This is a genomic window from Arsukibacterium sp. UBA5043 (assembly GCA_002415085.1).
Lineage (GTDB): Bacteria > Pseudomonadota > Gammaproteobacteria > Enterobacterales > Alteromonadaceae > Alishewanella.
The window spans coordinates 75,396-97,337 of record DIBV01000009.1; the positions used below are offsets into that span (position 1 = coordinate 75,396).

Here is a 21,942-nt window from a genome sequence, read left to right on the forward strand (position 1 = left end):
TATTTTTTGCTTGACTGATGCCGAAAAATGTAACTTGATGTAATTATAATAAAAATGAACCGAGAGATAATAATAATGAAAAAACAAGTAGTGCTCGCGTCCATGCTCGCCTTATTGTCTGTTGATGCAATGGCTGGAGTAATTCGTGATGATGTTAGTGATATAGCCTACCGGCAGCTTTCTTACAACCAACAGTTCGACAGTGTCGGTGCCATTTTATTCGACACCCCGGCGGGTGGATACATTTGTAGCGGCACCGTAATCGCCACAAATTGGGTATTGACGGCAGGGCATTGTGTGGATGACGCCCTGAGTATGACATTCTTACTGCCACAATTTAATGCAGACAGAACGACACTGTTAGGCCACGTTGCACACACAGCAACAGATTGGACCGCTCATGAAAACTGGACCGGCGCTAATTTATGGAGCGGTTGGGATATTGGTTTGATGTATTTCGACAATCCGTTTGATGTAACGCCTGCCAAATTGTATAACGGCAACAATGAGAGTGGTGCAGTAACCACGCATGTTGGCTACGGAGCTACCGGCAACGGATTAACGGGTGTAACGGCGGGGCCGGGAACCCGTCGTGCCGGTCAGAATTTGGTTGATGGCCTTTATTCTGACGAGGGTTCGGGGCAGCAAATTCTGTTGTCTGATTTTGATCATCCTGATCAATCTGCAATCAACCCCGACACTGGCATTACCCACAATGGTTTTGTAAATTATGCTTATAGCGTGTTTGGTTTTGGCATAACCTCGCAAAGTGGTGCATTGGACATGGAATACGGTATTGCCGGCGGCGATTCAGGTGGTGCAGCCTTTATTGAGCAAAGCGGTGAGTGGCTGCTTGCTGGCGTCCATTCTTTTGGTAGTGGTTTGTATCGTCCATCTACCACCCAATATGGCGAAATTTTTGGCTCTGTGCGGGTTAGCGATCACGTTGACTGGATACAAAGCTTTACGGTGATGGCGGTGCCCAATCCGGCGACGCTGGCACTATTTGGTTTTGGGCTAACCATGTTGTGGACGCGTCGGCGCCGCAGCTAACAGTGGCTTTTGCTAAATAACTTACTGAGAAAATCCACCTGAACAGGTGGATTTTTTTATGGGATAACAAAGTTAGTATTGCTGACTAACGTATTGTAGTTATCAAGGCAGTGGCTTCAGTGACAGCTCGCTTAGCTGGCTGCGTAGCCGGTTCATAAAGGCAATATCCGGGTCATTTTTTTCAGTAAAATAACTGGCATCGGTTTCTTTCCACCAGCTTGTATCCCGAAAACGATGGTATTCACTATGGCCCAGCACATATTCTATCGGATATTTGCTGGCCAGATATTTAATGAGTTTGGTATTGGCTGCCAGCTGGGCAGCAGTCATCGGCAGGCTGTTACCATCTGCGATATTTTCAATGCCAATGGCAGTGTAATTTAAGCCTATGGTATGCCGTGCCATGGTCGTTTCCGGCATTAGCTGGTAAACAGTGCCGTCGCGGTCGATAACAAACTGGCTGGAAACATTTAAGTCCCCCCCGGCCCGGATCCCGTCTCTTGCAGCTGGCAGCTCTGGCGGGTTAAACACCTCGAAGGTTTTTTCAAAAGTTGGAATAACGGTCCAGTGCACCACCACCATCCGCGGTTTAATAGTGGGCTCATCCTGCACCATGTTATAGCGCTGTTGCATATACTGCAGGGTCAGCGCTTTGCGCTTGGCATCAAACACAATTGGCTTTTGCATAATCAGCAAATCGTCAGGTAAAGTGTTATTGGCAGATAAAGGCGGAATTAACACCAGTAAACATAGCGCCAGTTTTCTCATGATTGTTCCTTTTCATATGCTTCAGAACCCAGACTATTAAGCAATTTATCGCACAAAATGACAAGTGTTGTCTGGCGCAGAGATTAACATTGCTGCTTACAAGGTAATTATTATCATCGCGGGTAAAATATGCAGGCACAAACGCATGTTTTTCAATACTCCCATATCATAGAGCTGCACGGTAAATTTCAATTTTTTAACGGGTGGAGTGGCTTACGCGGCGATTAGCAGTCAGATCAGGGCTGGTTTGAATACCGGCATTTATTATGCATACCGGTATTTATTATGCATAGGCAACGCTAATTTACCGGGGAGTCCTGGCAACAGCCAGACCAGAGATATTTTTCAGGACCGTATTTCCAGGAACAAAAGATGAACGAATGGACCAGCACACCTTTTGAGCCATGGGCGGGTTTGGCCGGTGGCCTATTGATAGGCACTGCCGTGGTGCTCTTACTCATGTTTATAGGCAAAATTGCCGGTATTTCCGGCATAACTGCCGGGGCGATAACCAAAAAACACCTGGAGCAACATTGGAGACTCGCTTTCCTGGCCGGTTTATTATTAGCAGCACCACTTTACCTGCTGTTTGCAGGTCCATTTGAGGTGCAAACACAATTCGGTGCTATATGGATGGGCGTAGCTGGTTTACTGGTCGGTTTTGGGACCCGGCTGGGCAGTGGGTGTACATCCGGTCACGGCGTTGCCGGACTGGCGCGATTCTCGCCCAGATCAATCGTCGCGACCCTGGTTTTTTTCGGGGCGGCAGTCATTACTACTAATACCGTCCGTTACTTCATCTAACTTATCAACGGAATGCATATGAAAACACTTATCATCGCATTGCTCTGTGGCATGGTATTCGGCCTGGGTTTAATTGTATCGGGGATGAGTAATCCGGCGCGGGTACTAAACTTTCTGGACTGGGGGCCTCGCTGGGACCCTACATTAGCGTTGGTGATGGGAGGCGCTGTTGCGGTGGCTATCCCGGGTTTCTACTGGGCTCGCCGTCGCAGCCGGCCCTTGTTGGCTGATAACTTCGATATCCCGGCAAACAAAACCATTGACGCCAAATTGATCGTCGGTGCTGCTATTTTTGGCATTGGCTGGGGACTCGGCGGTTTTTGCCCGGGCCCGGGGATTGTAGCTGCAACAACGTTACAGGCTGAAGTGTTGCTGTTTGTCATTGCCATGATAGCTGGCATGTTGCTGCAGCATTGGCGTAGCACTAAATTTAAAACAGACGACGGCTGAAATTAAAACTAAGAGGAATTGCACAGGAGGAAAACTCAATGGAACTACGACGTATAGAAACGCCGGGTATTGCCCATTATGCCTGGCTGCTGGCCGATGGTGAGCAGGCAATGTTAGTGGATCCGAGCCGGCACGTGCAGAAATATCTGGATACCGCCAGAGATATCGCAACCCGGATTACTCATATCGTTGAGACTCATCGGCAGGAAGATTTTGTAATGGGGGCGGCTTGGCTGGCCAGGCGCACCGGCGCCAGAATTTACAACGGCAACCATGACACCTTTGGGCATGGCGATTGCCGGCTTGAGGACGGTGATACCTTTTACGTGGGCAAACTGTTAGTCCGGGCGTTCCACACGCCCGGCCATACGCCGGAAAGTATGTGTTATGCAGTCTATAAAGACGATAACGCCGAATCAGCCTGGGCAATATTTACCGGCGATACCTTATTTTTTGGCGACACCGGCCGCTCTGATCTGCCAGACGAAGATAAATCTGTAGAAAATGCAGGCCGGATATATGATGCGGTACACAACAAACTGGCCGGGCTTGGCGATACAGCACTTATTCTGCCTGCCCATGGCCCGGGCTCGGTTTGTGGCAGTGGTATGGCCAAACGTTCCTGGTCAACGCTTGGCGATGAAAAAACCTATAATGATGTCTTTACGCTGTCGCGGCAAGAATTTGCTGAAAAAAAAGGCGGCGAGCGCTTGCCAAGACCGCCGTATTTCCGCCATATGGAGAAGGTCAATTTAGAGGGCGGCTTACCACCAACCTTGCGACAGGGCGATGTTGGCCTTTTAAATACCGACTCTTTTGCCGATAAATCGCAGAACAACTATATTTACGATACCCGCTTGCCGGAAGCGTTCGCCGGCGGTCATATTCCGGACAGTCACAGTATCTGGCTTGGCGGCTTACCGGTATTTGGGGGCTGGGTTGGTAATGCGGACAGTGCAATTTATCTGGTGACAGATCGTAACGATAATGTAGATCATGCAGTACGACATTTAAGTAACATTGGCCTGGATAATGTGCAGGGGGCCTTAGCCGGCGGTTTTGAAAGCTGGCGGGACGCCGGACGGGACGTGGAGCATAGCGGCGCGATAACTCCGGCGGTGCTACATAATATGGATAACGCACCGCAAGTGCTGGATGTACGTGAGATTGACGAATTTGACAGTGGCCATATACCCGGTGCGCTGCATTGTTACGTTGGCTATCTGGCCGATAAACTCAATGAACTACCCTTAGATAAAACGCGGCCTGTGGTCGTGACCTGTGGGGTAGGACACCGGGCCGGTCTGGGTGTCAGTATTCTGCTAAAAGCGGGTTTTCAGGATGTGAGTAATTTATTAGGCGGTATGAAAGCCTGGAGCGCGCTTGGCTTGCCTGTCGAATGAACAAACGACAAGGCCGCCATCGCGAAAACCCGGCAGGTAAGTAAGCTAAAGCCCGTGCGGATAAGTATCAGGAAGCTTAGTCGTATCTTCCTTAATATTGATATTGTGCAGGGCCTGGCTGTTGGCAAAAAAAACAAAATGGTCGTAGCGCTTCGGGATCACCGTCGGTACATAGTTACCGAAGCGTTCCTGCCGGGGGTTGTACACTACCCCAACCGCACGATGGGCAAAGCGCCGCATCAGGGCCGGGTTTGACTGCAAATCGGCAGAGTGTAAAAAGAACTGCTTGCCGGCCTGATAACAGAGATGTTCCCAGCTGTCTTCCCGGGCGGGGGGCAAGTGCATGTTTTCAACCCGGGCACCCCAGGCGCTGCCGGCCAGTACCTTGCCCTGATAGCTGCCAAAGCCGACAAGGGCTATCTGCTTGCTACCATAGTGTTTGCGACCCAGCTCGCCAAGATTAAACAGGCCCTGGCTGGCCATATCGGTATAGGAAGCATCACCAATATGGGTGTTATGCGCCCAGACAATACCCTTAGCATCCTTGCCGTGAAAGGCCATCAGGCGGTTAAGGGTGTCCATCATATGCTGGTCACGCAGGTTCCAGGTAGACTCACTGCCGCTGGCCATGGCCCGGTAATAATGTTCAGCATTTTTACTAACGGTGGCATTTTGCTCGGCACTGAAGGCGTCTTCCCGATCATGGTCATAAGCAGGGGCTTTACTGCGTATTTCAGTTAATAACTTACTGACTTCATCACTACAGCCTTCAGGGGCCAGCCGGGTGGCAATAGCATAGCGCTGGCCATCTTCATCACGATAAGGCTCAAAGCAGCGCATTGCGGTTTTCGCAATTTCAAAAGCGTCGGGGTCTGCATCGCGCAGGTAATTCATTATGGCGTCCATCGACTCCCACAGGCTGTATACATCTAATCCGTAAAAGCCTTTGCGCTGGTTGTCATCCTGCGACTGGTTAAACTCCCGTAACCACTTAGCAAACTCATGTACTTCCCAGTTAGCCCACATCCAGCTAGGCCAGCGCTGAAACGCTTTCAGCGCCTGCTCCGTGTTGGCAATGGCATCAGCGTAGTGTTTTACGTGCCGGTTCAGCTGATAGCAGGGCGGCCAGTCGCCTTCAACCACCACAAAATCAAAACCGTATTGCTCTAATAGTATTTTTGATATCCGGGCCCGCCATTTGTAATACTCGTGAGTACCATGGGAAGCCTCGCCCAGCATCACTACTTTTTTGTCTTTAACGGCTTCCAGCAGCGGCCGTAAATCGTCAGTATTATCGAAGTCGTGTTTATATTGCTTAATGGTATTAATAATTGAATCTGTCATCATTAATCTCCCTGGTTAATCACGGAGTCCATCTTCGTTAGTTGTCCACTTTGCCGGTCATCGGCACGAAGCGCACCGGTAATAGTTTGGTTTCTTTAAATTCATGCTCACTGACCCGTTCCAGCAATACCAGTTCCTGGGTTAACTTGCCTACCGGCGCCAGCAACCTGCCACCAATTTTCAGCTGCTGCTTCAGGCTGTCGGGAATGACTGCCGGCGCAGCAGTCAGCTCAATTGCATCAAAAGGCGCATGCTCTGGCCAGCCTTCATAACCATCACCATGGCGACTTTCGATATTACGGCTATCGATTTTCTGCAGGTTGTTTTTGGCCAGTTCGGCTAACCAACCAATTATTTCGATCGAATATACTTTGTTAGCGAGTTGAGCTAACACAGCAGCGTTATAGCCACAGCCAGTGCCAATTTCCAGCACTTTATCATTGGGTTTAATGTCGAGTGCCTGGGCCATGTAAGCCACAATATAAGGCTGGCTGATAGTTTGGGATTTGCCTATTGGCAGTGCATGGTCTTCGTAGGTATAAGAGTGCAGCTGTTCAGGCACAAACACGGTGCGGTCGACTGCTTGCATTGCCGCTACTACTCTGGGGTCATCAATATCTCTGCCTTTAAGATGGCGTTCAATCATGGTTTCCTTAGTATTCATAAGGGTTACCCATTTGTTGCGTTATATAAAAATATCTCCGGTTCAAATTCCAGTTAAATATTAAGGGTAGTAACAAAGGCCGGGAAAAGGCAAGCCTGCAGCAATTGGTATGATGACTGAGAGTGTACAATAAACCAGATAATTAAGGCATGACAGAAAGTAGCTTGAAATGGTGGCCCCAGCTGGACTCGAACCAGCGACCGATCGATTATGAGGCCTTCGAAGGCGGTTTACTGCTGTTTACTGATTGAAATAGACTTTTACTAAATTACATAGCTAATTCAGCAGCTTATTGCTTGGTTAGCTACCTCTGATGCATAAATGCGTTGCAAAACAACGCCGTCGATTTTGCATTGAAAGTAGCACAGAGGTAGCACCGCTATGACCAGAACCAACCATATTCGCTTCACCGAAGCTGAAATTTCAGCCTTACCCATCACCGAAAAACGCACCCGCTGGCATGATACCCAAATGCCAGGCTTGGTGCTCGATGTCACTGCCGGCAAAAAAGCTTTTCGGGTTTATAAAAAGCTGGCGGGCAGGGCAACGCCATTGTCAGTCACCTTGGGGGACTTTCCGGCATTAACCGTAGAAAGCGCTCGCCGCTTGGCGCGAAAAGCGATGGCTGATATGGCAGATGGTATCAACCCAAATGACAGCAAGCGACAGTTTCGCGCAGCCTCAGTCAAACTGTCTGAAGTATTCCAGCGTTTTCTTGAGCAGCGTGATTTAAAAGACACCACACTGCGCGGCTATCAGCAATTAATGAAATGCTACCTTGCTGATTGGCAGCAAAAGCGGATGGCCGATATCAGTGAAGATATGGTGTATAAACGCCATCAAAAGCTCAGCCAGTCGAGCAGGGCACAAGCCGATTACACCATGCGTACGATGCGTGCCTTGTTTAACTTTGCCAAAGCGGAATACAAAGACTCGGCCAACCGTACCTTGTTTCCGGCAAACCCGGTTGTAGTGTTATCTGAAAAGCGCGCCTGGAATAACGTGGCCCGTCGCCAGACTAGGCTTAGGCCATCGCAGTTAACGCCATTTCTGCAGGCGATAAATACGCTACGTGATGACGCTATCGCCTACCGGCAGGATTTCACTGTAGCGGTATGTGATTACGTTGAGTTTACCGCTTATACCGGCCTGCGCCGTACTGAGCTTTTAGAACTGAAGTGGCAGGATGTTTATCTGAAAGACGAGTTGTTTATTCTGCGCGATACCAAAAACCATGATGATCTTGAGTTGCCAATAACCGCGCCTTTAAAAGCCATTCTGCAGCGACGTAAGGAATACAAGGTTACGGACTTCGTGTTTGGGGCTAATAATCGCTTAGGCCGCATTACAGAGCCGAAAAAGGTGATTCAAAAGATCAACGAACTGGCAGAATTAAGCTTTACCCTGCATGACCTACGCCGAACCTACTGCTCAATCGCAGAAAGCCTGGGTATTGGTACCTACACAATCAAGCGGTTGTTAAACCATAAAACCGGCCGTAACGACGTTACAGCGGGCTATACAGTCCTCACGGCAGAGGAGTTGAAGGAACCTGCTCAGCGCATTGTAGCGCGAATAAATCAGTATGCCGGTATCGATGTATCTGAACCTCCTGTCGCTGACATGGATAACATCAAGACTTTGTTATCTGGAATGACAAAAGAGCAGAAACTTCGTATATTTACAGAGGTGTTCGGAATTTAAACCTCAACATACACTTTTACTACCGCGTGGGATGATTAATAAGATATGACTGCAAAACCATGATAGACAAGTGCAATTTTTGGTGTTCAATCATCCGAAAATTAACTAAATCACCAAACAAGTTAAATATTTCTATTTTGGCTGTCATTAAGAATGGATGTTTACAAAATTTTATGCAAAAAATGAAAACTGTGCCGTAAGCGTATCAGCAACCACACCAAGAAGCGTGATTGCTGTATAGCGCGACGGTGTTAAATATTCTGCACCTGCTTTTTATGTTACGCATAGATTTCTACAATCTGCGTTCCGGGAGATTATAAGTATTACTTACCACGGACAGGATGTATCCGATGTTATACTTTCTGCTTCTGCAACTAGCTTTTGGATAGTTTGATCAGAAGTTGACCGACCACCTAAAACCATATTCATCTTTTGCTGATAATTCTGTAAATCACATTTTAGCAGTTGTCTTAGCACAAGCGAGCGTTGCTCTTCCGTAGCAGCCTTAGAAAAACGTTGATACAGCCCGTAGCTCTCCGTTAATTTTGAATTAACATAACTGGAAGTTTGATAGTTAGTGAGCAGCAAAGCCGCTGCTGTTGCCCCTAAAAAAATACCGAGCAAAAAAATTGTAATATTTAGAAAAGACTTCTTCATGATTTAATACCTCACCCAATAACAAATTAGACTAGATACGAACTTAGTTCCCATACCTGAGTTAGTAAATGTCATCCGACACTGGGAAACAAACCCGCCACCATCTGGAATCATATTGTTAGTAAAATACTCCCCGCCACCTATAGATAAGAAATTATTATTGGACATTTCTATTAATTTACAATTTGAGTCCATAGCAGTATCAGGAAGCATTATAAATGGTAAGGTCCCCAACAAGTCCCCAGTCTGCCATTGGATTGAAGAACCGTCGTTAAAAGATGTAGTTACTAGCAAAGGACGTTTCAGGAAAAACTGTGATATAGTCGCTTTCACTGCAGTATTTGTTAAACCAAATATATTAGACAGATAGGTGCTTCTCAACATTTCGCGGACTAATTTCTGCGTGTTGTCTATATCACCATCCAAATCTTTGACAGAGTTTGCAATATACGGTGGCACAGGATTGGTGTTACCCTTTATTTCACAAGAAAAATTACTTGAAATACTCCCACCACCGTTTGGATAACTAGCAGCAGAGAGATGAAGTGGTATTTTAGAATACATCATAGAACCATCGCTCTCTATCGCACTTTTCACTTCTTTATATAACAGAATAGATTCAAGAATCTCTGATGGAACAGAGGATGAAAATGCTTTTTTAAAGACTCTTCCGGGCTCGTACTCAACCAACATATTAAAAGCATAAGAGATTGATTGATTTATATTGACAACAACCACCTTGCTGTAATACCTCGCATCTACTTTATCTAACGCGACTTGCTCGAAATCACTTTTAATAGTACAAAAGTCGCAGATTTCTATTTGATAGCTTAACTCTCCAGCCCAAGTAACATGACTAATCATCAATAGTAAACAAAAAAATATTTTACGCACACTTACCTCAAATTGTAAAAATCAGAAACATATATATTACTTATGGTTTTAATTGTGTCAATATTTTTTAAAAGTAGTTAGTATGTAATTTAGCAACAACTGTGTGTTAAGGTATGACTGTTTAGTAATTTCGATCCGTGCGGCAGCAGTTTATTTACCTCCTGTGGGTGTTTGTTGTTAGCAGTTTCGAACAACTTCGTCAGGTAGTTGGAAGGCAGTAATCCATTGATTTTGGCAATCTCGACGATGATCCGTTTCAAAACTTTTATCAACCTGATAAACTTTTTAGGATATGTCGTGTGGGTTATTCGCTGTCGAAAATTATCGATACTTATCTCAAATGGTTTTTTCTGCTCCCTCAGCGTTTTCGGTAGAACTCATATACTTTGCGTTCCAATGCCCGCTTAAGCGTCAGATAGTCTGATCGTAACGTTAATATTTTTTTAGGAGTAGCAATAGCTTGTCGTGTAAGCCAACTGCCGAGTGTAATTGTTATCGTGCTATACCCGAGTGTCTCACTGACTTCGTATTTGTCTATCAGACTAAACGACTGGTAATTGCGCCTACCATTAAACAAATGATTGGTCAGCACATAGGTATGCGATAGTCTTTTTAGGCCGTCGAAGACTTGCTGATAATTGGCCCCAGAAACGCCACGCCCGACGGACATCAGAAAATCATAAATAGTAAAAGAAGCCATATAAGTTTTCTCAGTTTCGAGCACGTTTTGATGCATCATCTGGCTAAAGCAGAACATTAAAATCTCTTTATCCTTAATGGTGGCTCGACCTATGCCCTCGCTATTCTCCTTCACGGTGATGTCTATGGTAATGCCTTTATGCTCATAGTGAAGCGGGGAGTCTTGCGTTTTGCCATCCAATGCAAATATTGGATATTCCAGGGTGAAAATATCCGACTTAAGCGCTCTTGTGGATCTGCCACAGTGAAATACCTTCTCTTCCATCTGCTTGGAGCCCGCCTTAGTTTCTGGGCTGGTTTTTAACCCAGCTTTCAAAGTCGTTGATCGGAAATAACAGCCTGCCGTTAATCCTGATGTGCGGAGGGATCGGGTATTGATTTGCCGATTTTTTGTTGTGATTAATGTGGTTGTAAAGCGTCTGCTTGGAAACATGCAGCAGTGCGGCAATTTCCTCTATGCGATAAAACAAGGGTTTCATAAGCACTTTCCTTACTTGTCAGTCAAAGTGCTTACCTATTATTAGAATATTTTCCAAAATTTCAGCGAAAAGCTGGGGTGAATTTCGTGGGGTTTTAATTAAAATAGGTACTCATGCGCTGCATGAGAGAGAAAAATTTGGCATGCCAAATTATTTCGTTATCAATTCAGGAAAATGTTCAGTGCTTAGTAGTGTTTACAATGCCTGTCTGGTTCCAGTCACAAAGCAGGAGCAGCCACCGGCTAATTGCTTGTAAGCGCTCGGGGCTATTGCCTTTGGCAGCAAAGGTCAGGTCTGTACTCCGTGCCGCAAACTGACTGAAGGTTTCAATCAGAATATCCCAACACTCTTCCCGCTCGTTGCTAACCTTGAAAGCAAAGGCTTTCTGGCTGAATAAATCGTGAAACAGTTGCTCTTCAGTCTCATAAGATTCAGCCAGCTCAAAGCCAAGCGGTTCGCGGTACTTCTCGATGCCAGCAATGCGGTTTTGTAACTCGAAAATAGCCGGTATAAATGGCCGTAGCTCTGCTGTCTGATAAAGATTGTCAGTGTTCATGTACTCTCCAGGATGACCAATCGGCAAACCAAGTTCCTTAAAAAGGAATTTGGCATGCCAAATTTTATTCTAAATAGTTCTGACACTGCCGCAAGTATTTTCTGAACTGCACCCTATTGTATTTCTGCTGTTTATTGTTGCTTGAGTAAATTCTAATTGGTGATATGGTATTAAATGTTTGGCTTATAGGGCCAAAATTAACCTCTTTATATGGAAGTGAACCGGAGTGCTTATGGACAAGTTGAGTGTTGTAATTGCCATTATCTTTTTTATTATCATAATTGAACTGATTAGACGGCTTACGGTTAACCGTGATTCTTATGAAAACAGTTTGAAGCAGAAAACTGAGGAATACACTGACCTTAAGTTAACTCATACTGCATTAACTCAAGACTTCGCGTCACTTCAATCGGTGAGGGACAAACTTACCAGCCAGGTTGCCGACTTAATCGCCGAGGTTAAGTCGTTATCTCAGTTTACTGATGTTCGGGATACCACTTTAGAGCTTGAGCGTTTAAAGGCTGAAATCCTTGCCCGAGAAAACGAATGCCAGCAACAAATCACCGATTTACTTCAGCGAGCCAACAATGAGGCTAGTTCGATAATTGGTACAGCACAGTTGGAAGCTGATGTGCTTCGGCGAGACACTAACGCTGATACTAAGTCGAAACGTGAACGATCGGCAGCCCTCTTGGCCGAGGCTAATGCACAAGCGGCAATTATAATCGCCAAGGCAGAAGCCAGCGCCGAACAAGTTGCTGGGGATGCTTACAGAGCCTTGCGGGAGGCTGATCGGTTAGAAAGCGTGATACAGGCATTAAAAAACGTCGTGAATGGCTATGGTGATGAGCATATGAAACCCACTTATGGTTTGCTTGACGAGTTAGCTGAAATGTATGCGTTTGAGGATGCGGGTCGGGAGTTAAAGCTAGCAAGAGAACGGACAAAGTTGCTTGTGACCACCGAGCGTGCTGCCACTTGTGATTATGTTGAAAAAGGCCGGGCAAAAACGGCTATCAACTTTGTTATAGATGCGTTTAACGGCAAGGTTGACTCAATCTTATCGCGCTCCAAAACGGATAACTTCGGTAAGTTGGAAGCTGAAATACGCGATGCCGCTTCGCTTGTGAATCACAACGGTAAAGCTTTCAGAAGTGCCCGAATTACGGATGAATACCTGGCGGCCCGGATTGATGAGCTGCACTGGATTACAGCAGTCAATGTGGTGCGGGAAAACGAGCGGGAAGAGCAGCGCAGAATACGAGATCAGATTAGAGAAGAGCAGAAAGCTCGGCGTGAGTTTGAGCGCGCCATTAAAGATGCAGCCAAAGAAGAAGCCGCAATACAAAAGGCGGTTGATAAAATGCGTACTCAGCTTGAGAAGGCTACCGAAGAGCAGCGGGCTGAATACGAGCTAATGCTGAGTGAACTTCAGGGTAAACTGACTGAAGCTGAAGCGAGAAACCAACGCGCATTATCAATGGCGCAGCAAACCAAAACTGGCCATGTTTACGTGATCTCTAATGTCGGCTCATTCGGTGAACACGTCTATAAAGTGGGCATGACACGACGGCTTGAGCCACTTGATCGGGTTCGGGAACTCGGCGACGCCAGTGTCCCATTCCCGTTTGATGTCCATGCAATGATTTGGAGTGAAGATGCGCCGGCATTGGAGCGAGATCTGCATCGATATTTCCTCCGGGCTCAGATGAATAAAATAAATCCCAGAAAAGAGTTTTTCAAAATCGGCATCGCTGATATCAGAACCCATGTTGAAGAACGCGGCCACAACTGCAGTTGGACAATGGCAGCAGACGCCGCTCAGTACCGGGAAACACTCGAAATAGAAAAGTTGATTGAAAGCGACCCGGCCGTAGCTGCTGAGTGGATGCGGCATCAGTTAGAGTTTGAACCTGATTTTTCTGATGCCGAAGAGGTTGAAGAAGAGTTGGAGTAATTTAATTGAATTGGACTAAGCTATTCAAAATGCAACTATTGCTGATCACGAACGTGATTCTGCATCTGTCCTATTTTTAAGGATTTCGCAATTGTTCCATTTATGGCTTGATTTTACTAAATATTTTAACGGAACAAGGATCGTAAGGTACTGATGCATATTTCAAAGTTAACTCTTATAAATTATCGAAATTTTTCGAACGCGGTACTGCGATTTAGTAAAGGCGTCAATACCATTATAGGTGAAAATGGTTCTGGAAAGTCGAATGTATTAAGAGCAATTAGGTTGATGCTTGATGACAATATGGTTCGAGCTTCATACAAACTTAATGAGTCGGACTTCTACCGGGGCCTCAGTTCCTGGCGCGGCCACTGGATCATTATCAGCGTCGAGTTTGAAGACATCAGTACAGATGAGGCGGTACAAGCGCTTTTTATTCACGGAACGGGGAACGTGCAGCATGATGGGGTGGTAGAGAAGGCTACGTACAACCTGATATTTCGGCCTAATAAACAGGTCCGAATGAACTTGGCCGCACTTGCGGATTTTGACTTTGATGGAATGAACGCAATTCTAGAGCGAGTAACAATTGACGATTATGAAACCCTATTCACGGGAAGAAGTGATGCAGATTTCTCAAATCCTGCATTTTATCGCCGTATAGTAGGTGACTTTGCCAATGCTCAATTTTCTAGTGAAGTCGAATTTCCGGAATTAGGTGCTCGTATCCCAGGTTTATTGTCGGTGACAAAGGAAGTTTCATTCACTTTTATTCAAGCTCTGCGAGACGTAATTTCCGAGTTCCACAATAACCGGACCAACCCACTTTTAACCCTGCTAAAGAGCAAGAGTGGCCAGATTGATTCTGTCCAGTTTCAACCAATTGTTGAGCGTGCACAGCAATTAAACACAGAAATTGAGCAGCTGAAGGATGTGCAAACTGTTCGAACTGATATCATGGATACAATTCATGGAGCAGCGGGCCAGACCTACTCTCCGTCTCTACTAGCAATCAAATCTGCTCTCCCAGACGAAGCCGATTTACTGTTTCAGTCGCTTAAACTTTTTGTTGGAGAGTTTGACTCAAGCCATGAGGGGGGCATTCAGGAACTTAGCCTTGGTGGTGCAAATCTCATTTTTTTGACGCTGAAGCTTTTAGAGTTCAAATATCAACACGAGCGTAAAGCACTTGCGAATTTTCTTCTAATCGAGGAGCCGGAAGCGCATCTACATACACACGTCCAGAAAACACTATTCGATCGAATCGGATACGCTGGAGCACAGATAATATACTCGACACACTCAACGCATATCTCAGAAGTAAGTAACATCGAGAGAGTCAACATCTTGGGGCGCAACGGGACGGTTTGTGACGCATTTCAGCCATCTGCTGGTCTTACCCCCGACCAGGTAGGGAATGTTCAGCGTTACCTTGACGCAGTCCGTAGTAACCTTCTATTTGCAAAGAGTGTGTTGCTAGTTGAAGGCGATGCTGAAGAAATTCTTATTCCGGTGATGGTGAAGAAGGTACTGGGAGTTAGCCTAGATGAACTCGGAATCAGCCTGATAAATATCGGTAGTACCGGCTTCGCTAATGTTTCAGTGCTGTTCCACGAATTAAGAGTCCGTCGGCGATGTGCAATCATCACAGATTTGGACGCTGCATTTATGAACACTTTCCCTCTACCTGGTGACGACCCTGATACGTCGAAATTAAAAAATAAACTTTTAAGATCCCAAGTGGTTGGTGCTGCTAGAAAATTAAAACTTGATGAACAAACAGCCGGTAACGCATGGCTGGACGCCTTCTATGCTACTAATACTTTCGAAGTTGACTTCGTTGCATGTGGCAATGCAGACAAAGTAGTCGCTTCAGTTAATGATGTTTATACTCAACCCGCAACGCGCGCTCAATCCATAATTGAGTTAAGTTCGGCTGATCCAACTCAGTTTGGAAAACGTGTGCTAGCCATGGCTAACTATGAAGGCAAAGGTTGGTTCGCTATTCTTTTGGGTAAACGGATAGATCATCGAACCGTTATTCCGCCGTATATCAGGCAAGCAATCATCTTCGCACACGGCACATTCTCAAAAGATTTGATCTTCAACATTCTAAAGTACAGAGTATCAATGAATAATCCGGGCGGCGACGCCACACCGCCAGCGCTTCAACGCTATTGGGAACGCCTTCTTGAATATCGAAAAGGCCTAGTTGATTTTAATACTATAAGGAGAGAGTCAGCTGCCGGTCTTCACGGCGACCAAATCCTTGCATTTTTGGATGATCTGCCTTGAAGTTTGTCTGGACTTCGACCGAGTTGAACAACGAACAGTCGGAAGCTGTTCGCGAAGATGGCAGCGTTTTTTTAGTGGCTTGCCCTGGCAGCGGGAAGACCAGAACATTAACCTACAAGATCGCCTATGAACTTTCACGCCTGCAGAATGAGCGGCAATATATCATTGCTTTAACATATACAAACCGAGCGGCTGATGAAATTCATGAACGTATCGGGGGACTTGGTGTTGACACTTCACAGCTTTGGATAGGAACGATTCACTCTTTCTGTTTAGAATGGATACTTAAGCCATACGGCATTTATGAGCCTGCATTAGCATCTGGTTTTCGGGTTATGGACAGCCATGAGCAAGAAAAGCTGTTTGAAGAGCTTTGTCGAACTCAGCGAGGAATCACCTATTGGGATTGTGAATACTACTACACCGAACAAGGATACGTGTTGGCTTGCAGGGATCCCACCAAACACGAGCGTCTTCACGAAATTTTTACTTTATATTTCAATCGCCTAGAGGATAGTAGGCAAATTGATTTTGAGCAAATACTTTTTTATGCCACGCGTTTGATTATAAATCAACCTCAGATCGCTAGAGTTTTGGCTAACATCTTTCCTTGGATGCTGATTGATGAATATCAGGATACGAAAAGGATTCAATATACAATCGTTACAACGATAGTTAGGGCCGGCGCTGAGCAAACCAAACTATTTGTAGTCGGCGATCCTAATCAGGCAATTTTTGCCTCACTTGGTGGTTTCGCCATGCCGTTCGAAGAACTTCGACAGCTCTGCGGCGTGCATTTGTCAGAGCGTGCACTAATAGAAAATTATCGATCCACTGACCGCCTAATCAGATATTTTTCGAATTTCACTGTTCAGCCGACAGGCATTCGCGGAGCGTCCTCAGACAGGACCTTCCAAAGCAGCATTAGCTATAACACCAATTTGGTGAGGGACCAACTAGAAGCAGAACTTGTGAGGCTGATAAGGCTAAGCACAGCCCAAGGATTTGCAGCGGAAAAAATTTGTGTACTGGCACCATGGTGGATACTGTTAGCGGGTATAACACGTCGACTTGCGAGCGCTTTGCCAGAGTATGAGTTTGACGGCCCAGGCATGGTTCCTTTTAGTCGTGATCAAGAAAATTTTTGGTATCGGTTGTCGCGAATCGCGCTGACTGAGGCATCTCCTGAACAATATGTAAGGCGGACGCGCTGGGCGGCTGAGGTAATAAGAGATTTAACCAATCAAGGGATTAATACTCGGGATCTTTCCGCTAAGCGTCTACTTCAGGTGAGCAATATGATCAAATTGAATCAACCTGATGGACTGCAGTACCTTCGGGAGTTTTTCACGTCATTGATGGAGAATCTCGGAATCGAATGGCAATTACACGCTTTGCTTTGCGAACATCATCATGCTTTCTTTGATAGTTCGGCTGCGAAGATTGCGCGACTGCGCAAGGAAGGGGCTGAATACATCGGTGGCGTAGAGTTTTTCCGCAAAGTTTTCCGACCTGGATGTGGTATCACCGTTAACACCGTTCATGGAGTGAAGGGATCAGAGTTTGATGTTGTAATAGCCTTTGGCCTGTTGCAAGGAATGATTCCACATTTTAGTGAAGAAGCAGAGGTTGATGGAGGTATCAACAGTGCTAAAAAGTTGCTGTACGTTATAAGTTCTCGAGCACGTAAACATCTTTATCTAATTTCTGAGCAACAACGCATGCAGGGGGGCAGGCGAGGTCCCTACTCGCCAACTAATACACTTGCAGAGTGTGTTTTTGATTATGACATTGTATAGCCACACCGTGTAATTTTTCCAGAGGTTAAAATAATAATGAGTATTCAATATATTATCGATCAATTGCAGCATTATGTTGATAATAAAAAACCTGGGGTTTTTGCGGTTGTTGGCGATTGGGGGGTCGGTAAAACCTATCTTTGGACAACCTTTGTCCAAACTAGATTAATAAAAGCGAGGCCAAAGTATTCCTATGTCTCTTTGTTTGGCATCGATAGTGTGTCAAACATCGAAAAGGAAATATTCTTAAATCACGTCCCCATTGACAAAGCTGCCAACCCAGCTGATTACAATACCGTCCTTACGTCAATCAAGAAAACAGGTAAGAAAATTCAAAACTCCGGCCCAACAGGTTTATTCAAGTTTGTTGGATGGGTGAGAGAATGGCTAGGTGGTATCCCGCTAATTTCACAGTATATTTCTGGATTTGATATCCCACTTTATAAGTTAATGCCATACGAAGATACACTAATCTGTTTTGACGATATAGAACGTCTCTCTAATGCACTCAGCTTGGATGAAATATTGGGGCTAATAGAAAGGTTGAAGACTACAAAAAAAGCTCAAATTGTTTTATTGCTTAACAGCAACAAAATACAAAGCGATATTTATAAACGTTATAAAGAAAAAGTTGTTGATTATGAGCTTGTCCTTAAGCCGACAGCTGCTGAAGCATTCGAAGTTGCTTTTCATGACTTAAAACACGAATTAGCATACGACACTCTTAGTGAAGTATGTTGCAACCTGAATATATGTAATATCAGAATATTATTGAAGTTGAAAAGTTCTGTTGAGCAGATATTACCAATTCTTCAAGGTAAACATCCAGATACTTTTTCAAATGTTCTGAATCCATTGGTGTTAATACAATTATCTGACGCTTGCAGCGCGTCTCAGCCGGACACTGTGCCGACTTTAAATTATATTAAGTCACACACTCTCTACGGATTATTTGATGAGAAACTTACACAGCAGGAAAAAATATGGAATAAAACTTTACTGGATGCCGGATTCGACGAACCAGGACCAATATTTGACGCTCTGGTGGATGGTATTACATCAGGTATTCACGACAAAAGTAAATTGGTAAAGCATATTGATCAGTTAGAAGCTCAAGCGCAGTTCAATCGACGTGAAACAAGCTATCGCTCAGCACTCATTGAGCTGAATTCTGGTTTTTCTAATTGTGATGCAAAAGAGAGGGTGAGAAATCTTTACCTGTCTGCGAAAGAACATCTTCCTTGCATACATATAAAAGAATTCAATGATATATGCTATTTGATGAGTTTATTCGATGAGTTTGGGAACGAAATCAGTCTATTTGTCACTCAGTATCTGAGTAAGATCAACTCCGAAACCTTAGCCTCTATCAAGTCAACTTCCGGGCTGCATCCTGCTATAAGTTCGAGTATCGAGAGTTTTGTTCCACAAGAGCAACCCGAGATAACAGTTAAACAAGCACTTTACGCTTTAGCTATCAATCGTATTGATACGAAGTATTTAGAAATAGCACCACAAGCATCGGAAGAAGACTACTATGAACTGCTTATGCGGAAACCCGATGCTAACAACCTTAATCTTGATGATGCAATTCCATATCTACTGAGGTTCGGTGTTATGCATGACGCATCAGATCAAGGGCATGATTTGATCTATCAAGATATTTATAACAAGACATGTCGTGCTCTTCGTCGCCATGGATCTGAGTCACCCTTAAATCAATTTCTTGTTGAGAAACATCTGGGGCAGATAGATATAATTGAATAGGCACTAACAAAATAACGTAATCGCTCATTTAGCATAAAAGACTGATTTTAGTACCTTAGATAGGAATTTGGCATGCCAAATTCCTATCGTAAGTACGTCTCAGTAATCTCTGGCCTGAAATGCCCCATTTCCTGTGAAACGGTTTCCAGCGCTACAGTTCTTACAAGACCCTGCATTTGCAGTTCATACATCCGCTGCTGGGCATAGCTATGACGTAAACCATGAGCGCCGCGTGACCAGCCTAAAGCTCGCTTAGATGCCGCACTGAATGAATTCGACCAACGCTGGCCGCCGGCAACGTTATACCTGCTTAGGTAGTTAATCTCCCGGTCGCGCACAGTAATAGGCTGTGATCTGCGGTGTAACTCCAACTCTTCAGCTAGTTTGGTCGGCAAGAGTACCTGGCGGATCAGGCCACCTTTACCTTGCACCGTATATAAAACACCATCACGTCCGGCCCATTTGTATTCGTTGGCTGGGCGCTTATCTGCCGACCGTTCATTACAACGGGCCAGTGTTAGCAGTTCGTGTGCACGTAAACCAGCAGCATAGCTAAGCTGAGTAGCCAGTGAATTCGACGTAAATTGTTTGCCTGCAACTATCTCTACTTGCCGCTCAGAGTAAGCGCGGGACTTTAAGACTTGTTGCTGTTCAGATCTAATAACCGGTAGGCGAGAATTTTCTGGTAAAGCCTTACTAACATGATGGAGCATTATTTGCAGCGCTTGGCGTTCCAGATCCAGCATTTTCTGCCCAACAATCTGGCCGCGTAGCTCCAGGTAGGTAATCGCATCGTCTATCGACATTCCCCTTAAGCTGGGTAGCTTCATCTGTTGGCAGTAGTCGGCAACAGTGGTTAACGCCTGCTCATAGTTACGCACTGAGCCGACTGATTTAATAATATCGCCTTGCAGCTGTTTCATCACAGCTGCAGCTTGTTTGGCAGGCTTGGCGAATTTAGCCATGGTTATCTAACCAGCGTTTAACGGTAGTCCAGGCTACCGAGATGCGTTTTACTTTAAGCCAGCGCTGCAATTCGGCAACAGTTGCGCCTTTAATACGCATTTTTACCAGTTCGCCATGATAAAAATTTAGCCTTGAGTTTTTAAACCGCTTTTGCCGGAGTTCTCGGGTTTCAGCTTTTAACTTGGCCAGTTCAGTTTCAACATCAAATTTAGTCATTGCAAATACCTGTCAGGGAATAGGGTTGTAAAGTTGTAAGAACTAACTGACTGGATTGCTCCAGTTCAGCGGCAATTAAGCCTATTCGCCCCGTTCGTTCAGATAAACCGGCCGGACTGATCTCGCCGAAAATGCATAGGGAAAACGCAGCAGTTAAACGCGTTAAAATAGGAGGATTTACGTGATTGCCCTGATGGGTGACATGTTGCAGGCAGCCAGAAGCGCCTTTTTTGATGTTGGGCGTAAGCCCGAGTTACGCTTAAAGTCTAGCCGCTTTGGATTTTCGTTGCAATCTGCAATTAAAAATCTGCGTGTAAAGGCTCTATGCTGCGCCAGACGCTGTGTACAGCCATGCTAATGAGCGTTGTACACAGCGTCTGGCGCAGCCAGTCAAAAAAGGGAGGCACTTGCTCATGATGCCTACCTTAAATCTTTTGTTGTGGTTTTGGGAATTTGGCATGCCAAATTTCTTGCTTGTGGCTTTGCTAATTGTACCGAGAGAAAACCTATGAAATTTGGGGGTAGCTTTTCACTGAAATGCGATGGCCAGCTCTTATAGACTCTCTCTGACACGAATTTGGCATGCCAAATTCTTCAACAGCAATTAGGAAACCTATTATGAAAGAACTATACGAATCAATGATGCTAAATTCAAAACTACGACCTTTTATTCCGGCTGTAAAAGTTCTTGCAGCCCACATGGTCGGCATTGAAGAGCATTTCCCTGACTTTGCGCTGCAGCTTGAGTTGGTGGAAACTGAAGACGAAATGTGGTTTCAGATCATGCAACAGCCGTTTTTAGACTTTGCCTTCCTGGATGAGCACGACAACGCCTGGTGCCCCAGCAGCGAGACGTTTAAAGCTTTCGCCGAAAAGCATGGGCCTTTAAAGCTGGGCCTGGACATTTACCCTTTGGAGAAGCGAATGAATTTCTACCGCTGGGTGATATCACTTTGTGAGTGGGAACAGGTAGAGCATCAGTCGTTTAGTTTTTTAGATGATTAGTTTCCAACGGTCTGCGTAGTACACAATAACGGCAGGGTATCTGTTATTAAAATAACGGTAATTAGGCTTTCAGCATGGCAAGAGTAGCAGCAACCAAAATAGACGTTCAAGATCTGGAATACGTTATCGAGTACCTGCTGGTGTTTACCGTGTCGCGCCGTGCTTATAACAGTGATACCACAATCACCAAGGGCAAAAACCGGGTCAAACTCCTGCAAGCTGCGCTGACGTTGGAAAAAGCCATGCTGGAACTACGCGACCAGGAATACCTGGATGCGGTAGATCGCGTTTGTGTCGATATTGAAGGTATTATGGTGGCTGCGCTTTGCCCTGCTGACATCCAGAAATTACGCAGTGCCATCCGGCAAAAGCGTTATAAAAATGATGGTTATAGTAGGGCAGACTACGAATATGAAAGTACCATACGGTTTTTACTCACCCGCAGCAGCTGAGCTCGATTTA

Annotated in this window: 21 protein-coding genes; 11 read left to right on the forward strand and 10 right to left on the reverse strand. The window is 45.3% G+C overall.

The annotated features are described in order from the left end of the window. The first annotated feature begins 75 nt into the window (after positions 1 to 75). Entirely contained in the window at positions 76 to 1,053 is a 978-nt protein-coding gene (locus B2Q61_RS10110) for a trypsin-like serine protease (protein ID WP_290619724.1), read from the forward strand. Positions 1,054 to 1,155: 102 nt separating this feature from the next. Here the strand turns inward: B2Q61_RS10110 and B2Q61_RS10115 are convergent, their stop codons facing one another. Then, positions 1,156 to 1,821: a peptidoglycan recognition protein family protein gene (locus B2Q61_RS10115; protein ID WP_290619726.1), complete on the reverse strand. Its 666-nt coding sequence runs from the start codon at positions 1,819 to 1,821 to the stop codon at positions 1,156 to 1,158. Positions 1,822 to 2,193: 372 nt separating this feature from the next. On the opposite strand from B2Q61_RS10115, the gene B2Q61_RS10120 reads away from it, so the two are divergent. Genes B2Q61_RS10120 through B2Q61_RS10130 form a run of 3 tightly spaced genes read left to right on the forward strand, consistent with a single transcriptional unit; the run spans position 2,194 to position 4,478 of the window. Then, entirely contained in the window at positions 2,194 to 2,625 is a 432-nt protein-coding gene (locus tag B2Q61_RS10120) for a YeeE/YedE family protein (protein WP_290619728.1), read from the forward strand. A gap of 18 nt (positions 2,626 to 2,643) precedes the next feature. Beyond that, positions 2,644 to 3,075, forward strand: coding sequence for a YeeE/YedE family protein (locus B2Q61_RS10125; RefSeq protein WP_290619730.1), 432 nt, complete (start codon positions 2,644 to 2,646; stop codon positions 3,073 to 3,075). 38 nt (positions 3,076 to 3,113) lie between these two features. Continuing rightward, positions 3,114 to 4,478, forward strand: coding sequence for an MBL fold metallo-hydrolase (locus tag B2Q61_RS10130; RefSeq protein WP_290619732.1), 1,365 nt, complete (start codon positions 3,114 to 3,116; stop codon positions 4,476 to 4,478). A gap of 45 nt (positions 4,479 to 4,523) precedes the next feature. Here B2Q61_RS10130 and B2Q61_RS10135 read toward each other — a convergent pair whose 3' ends face one another. Both B2Q61_RS10135 and B2Q61_RS10140 read right to left on the reverse strand, forming a co-directional pair. Next, complete coding sequence (locus tag B2Q61_RS10135) at positions 4,524 to 5,825, reverse strand: erythromycin esterase family protein (RefSeq protein ID WP_290619734.1); 1,302 nt, start codon at positions 5,823 to 5,825, stop codon at positions 4,524 to 4,526. A gap of 34 nt (positions 5,826 to 5,859) precedes the next feature. Then, entirely contained in the window at positions 5,860 to 6,486 is a 627-nt protein-coding gene (locus tag B2Q61_RS10140; protein WP_290619736.1) for a protein-L-isoaspartate(D-aspartate) O-methyltransferase, read from the reverse strand. A 381-nt stretch (positions 6,487 to 6,867) separates the two neighbouring features. Between B2Q61_RS10140 and B2Q61_RS10145 the strand changes: the two genes are divergently transcribed. Then, on the forward strand, positions 6,868 to 8,190 hold the full coding sequence (locus B2Q61_RS10145; RefSeq protein WP_290619738.1) for an integrase family protein: 1,323 nt from the start codon (positions 6,868 to 6,870) through the stop codon (positions 8,188 to 8,190). 327 nt (positions 8,191 to 8,517) lie between these two features. Here B2Q61_RS10145 and B2Q61_RS10150 read toward each other — a convergent pair whose 3' ends face one another. The 5 genes from B2Q61_RS10150 to B2Q61_RS10170 all read right to left on the reverse strand — a co-directional run bounded on the left by B2Q61_RS10150 (position 8,518) and on the right by B2Q61_RS10170 (position 11,475). Next, the gene (locus tag B2Q61_RS10150) at positions 8,518 to 8,847 is read right to left on the reverse strand and encodes a hypothetical protein (RefSeq protein ID WP_290619740.1); all 330 of its coding nucleotides are present in this window, start codon (positions 8,845 to 8,847) and stop codon (positions 8,518 to 8,520) included. A 3-nt stretch (positions 8,848 to 8,850) separates the two neighbouring features. Continuing rightward, positions 8,851 to 9,741: a hypothetical protein gene (locus B2Q61_RS10155; RefSeq protein WP_290619742.1), complete on the reverse strand. Its 891-nt coding sequence runs from the start codon at positions 9,739 to 9,741 to the stop codon at positions 8,851 to 8,853. Between the two features lie 358 nt (positions 9,742 to 10,099). Continuing rightward, positions 10,100 to 10,705: a replication initiator protein A gene (locus B2Q61_RS10160; RefSeq protein WP_290619744.1), complete on the reverse strand. Its 606-nt coding sequence runs from the start codon at positions 10,703 to 10,705 to the stop codon at positions 10,100 to 10,102. A gap of 16 nt (positions 10,706 to 10,721) precedes the next feature. After that, positions 10,722 to 10,919 carry a helix-turn-helix transcriptional regulator gene (locus tag B2Q61_RS10165; RefSeq protein ID WP_290619746.1) on the reverse strand — a complete coding sequence of 66 codons (198 nt, stop codon included), beginning with the start codon at positions 10,917 to 10,919 and terminating at the stop codon, positions 10,722 to 10,724. Between the two features lie 178 nt (positions 10,920 to 11,097). Then, entirely contained in the window at positions 11,098 to 11,475 is a 378-nt protein-coding gene (locus B2Q61_RS10170; RefSeq protein ID WP_290619748.1) for a hypothetical protein, read from the reverse strand. Between the two features lie 232 nt (positions 11,476 to 11,707). Between B2Q61_RS10170 and B2Q61_RS10175 the strand changes: the two genes are divergently transcribed. The 4 genes from B2Q61_RS10175 (at position 11,708) to B2Q61_RS10190 (ending at position 19,293) form a co-directional block, all read left to right on the forward strand. Then, positions 11,708 to 13,432, forward strand: a complete 1,725-nt coding sequence (locus tag B2Q61_RS10175) for a DUF4041 domain-containing protein (RefSeq protein WP_290619750.1) — start codon at positions 11,708 to 11,710, stop codon at positions 13,430 to 13,432. A 153-nt stretch (positions 13,433 to 13,585) separates the two neighbouring features. After that, positions 13,586 to 15,727: an ATP-dependent nuclease gene (locus B2Q61_RS10180; protein ID WP_290619752.1), complete on the forward strand. Its 2,142-nt coding sequence runs from the start codon at positions 13,586 to 13,588 to the stop codon at positions 15,725 to 15,727. 23 nt (positions 15,728 to 15,750) lie between these two features. After that, positions 15,751 to 17,526, forward strand: a complete 1,776-nt coding sequence (locus B2Q61_RS10185) for a UvrD-helicase domain-containing protein (RefSeq protein ID WP_290619754.1) — start codon at positions 15,751 to 15,753, stop codon at positions 17,524 to 17,526. A 36-nt stretch (positions 17,527 to 17,562) separates the two neighbouring features. Then, the gene (locus B2Q61_RS10190) at positions 17,563 to 19,293 is read left to right on the forward strand and encodes a hypothetical protein (protein ID WP_290619756.1); all 1,731 of its coding nucleotides are present in this window, start codon (positions 17,563 to 17,565) and stop codon (positions 19,291 to 19,293) included. Positions 19,294 to 19,376: 83 nt separating this feature from the next. Here the strand turns inward: B2Q61_RS10190 and B2Q61_RS10195 are convergent, their stop codons facing one another. Then, complete coding sequence (locus tag B2Q61_RS10195; RefSeq protein ID WP_290619758.1) at positions 19,377 to 20,258, reverse strand: hypothetical protein; 882 nt, start codon at positions 20,256 to 20,258, stop codon at positions 19,377 to 19,379. Beyond that, a complete protein-coding gene (locus tag B2Q61_RS10200; protein ID WP_290619760.1) occupies positions 20,251 to 20,475 on the reverse strand; it encodes a hypothetical protein in 225 nt (74 codons plus the stop codon). Before B2Q61_RS10200 ends, B2Q61_RS10195 begins: the two co-directional genes overlap by 8 nt. Before the next feature lie 618 nt (positions 20,476 to 21,093). Here B2Q61_RS10200 and B2Q61_RS10205 point away from each other — a divergent pair. Together B2Q61_RS10205 and B2Q61_RS10210 are read left to right on the forward strand one after the other, a co-directional pair. Continuing rightward, on the forward strand, positions 21,094 to 21,480 hold the full coding sequence (locus tag B2Q61_RS10205; protein ID WP_290619762.1) for a hypothetical protein: 387 nt from the start codon (positions 21,094 to 21,096) through the stop codon (positions 21,478 to 21,480). 74 nt (positions 21,481 to 21,554) lie between these two features. Continuing rightward, the gene (locus B2Q61_RS10210) at positions 21,555 to 21,932 is read left to right on the forward strand and encodes a hypothetical protein (RefSeq protein WP_290619764.1); all 378 of its coding nucleotides are present in this window, start codon (positions 21,555 to 21,557) and stop codon (positions 21,930 to 21,932) included. The last annotated feature ends 10 nt before the right edge of the window (positions 21,933 to 21,942 follow it).

Excerpts from the sequence above, each read along its gene's own strand:
- B2Q61_RS10110 (WP_290619724.1), top strand. The coding sequence starts at position 76 with ATGAAAAAACAAGTAGTGCTCGCGTCCATGCTCGCCTTATTGTCTGTT.
- B2Q61_RS10115 (WP_290619726.1), bottom strand. The coding sequence starts at position 1,821 with ATGAGAAAACTGGCGCTATGTTTACTGGTGTTAATTCCGCCTTTATCT.
- B2Q61_RS10120 (WP_290619728.1), top strand. The coding sequence starts at position 2,194 with ATGAACGAATGGACCAGCACACCTTTTGAGCCATGGGCGGGTTTGGCC.
- B2Q61_RS10125 (WP_290619730.1), top strand. The coding sequence starts at position 2,644 with ATGAAAACACTTATCATCGCATTGCTCTGTGGCATGGTATTCGGCCTG.
- B2Q61_RS10130 (WP_290619732.1), top strand. The coding sequence starts at position 3,114 with ATGGAACTACGACGTATAGAAACGCCGGGTATTGCCCATTATGCCTGG.
- B2Q61_RS10135 (WP_290619734.1), bottom strand. The coding sequence starts at position 5,825 with ATGATGACAGATTCAATTATTAATACCATTAAGCAATATAAACACGAC.
- B2Q61_RS10140 (WP_290619736.1), bottom strand. The coding sequence starts at position 6,486 with ATGAATACTAAGGAAACCATGATTGAACGCCATCTTAAAGGCAGAGAT.
- B2Q61_RS10145 (WP_290619738.1), top strand. The coding sequence starts at position 6,868 with ATGACCAGAACCAACCATATTCGCTTCACCGAAGCTGAAATTTCAGCC.
- B2Q61_RS10150 (WP_290619740.1), bottom strand. The coding sequence starts at position 8,847 with ATGAAGAAGTCTTTTCTAAATATTACAATTTTTTTGCTCGGTATTTTT.
- B2Q61_RS10160 (WP_290619744.1), bottom strand. The coding sequence starts at position 10,705 with ATGGAAGAGAAGGTATTTCACTGTGGCAGATCCACAAGAGCGCTTAAG.
- B2Q61_RS10165 (WP_290619746.1), bottom strand. The coding sequence starts at position 10,919 with ATGAAACCCTTGTTTTATCGCATAGAGGAAATTGCCGCACTGCTGCAT.
- B2Q61_RS10170 (WP_290619748.1), bottom strand. The coding sequence starts at position 11,475 with ATGAACACTGACAATCTTTATCAGACAGCAGAGCTACGGCCATTTATA.
- B2Q61_RS10175 (WP_290619750.1), top strand. The coding sequence starts at position 11,708 with ATGGACAAGTTGAGTGTTGTAATTGCCATTATCTTTTTTATTATCATA.
- B2Q61_RS10180 (WP_290619752.1), top strand. The coding sequence starts at position 13,586 with ATGCATATTTCAAAGTTAACTCTTATAAATTATCGAAATTTTTCGAAC.
- B2Q61_RS10190 (WP_290619756.1), top strand. The coding sequence starts at position 17,563 with ATGAGTATTCAATATATTATCGATCAATTGCAGCATTATGTTGATAAT.
- B2Q61_RS10195 (WP_290619758.1), bottom strand. The coding sequence starts at position 20,258 with ATGGCTAAATTCGCCAAGCCTGCCAAACAAGCTGCAGCTGTGATGAAA.
- B2Q61_RS10200 (WP_290619760.1), bottom strand. The coding sequence starts at position 20,475 with ATGACTAAATTTGATGTTGAAACTGAACTGGCCAAGTTAAAAGCTGAA.
- B2Q61_RS10205 (WP_290619762.1), top strand. The coding sequence starts at position 21,094 with ATGAAAGAACTATACGAATCAATGATGCTAAATTCAAAACTACGACCT.
- B2Q61_RS10210 (WP_290619764.1), top strand. The coding sequence starts at position 21,555 with ATGGCAAGAGTAGCAGCAACCAAAATAGACGTTCAAGATCTGGAATAC.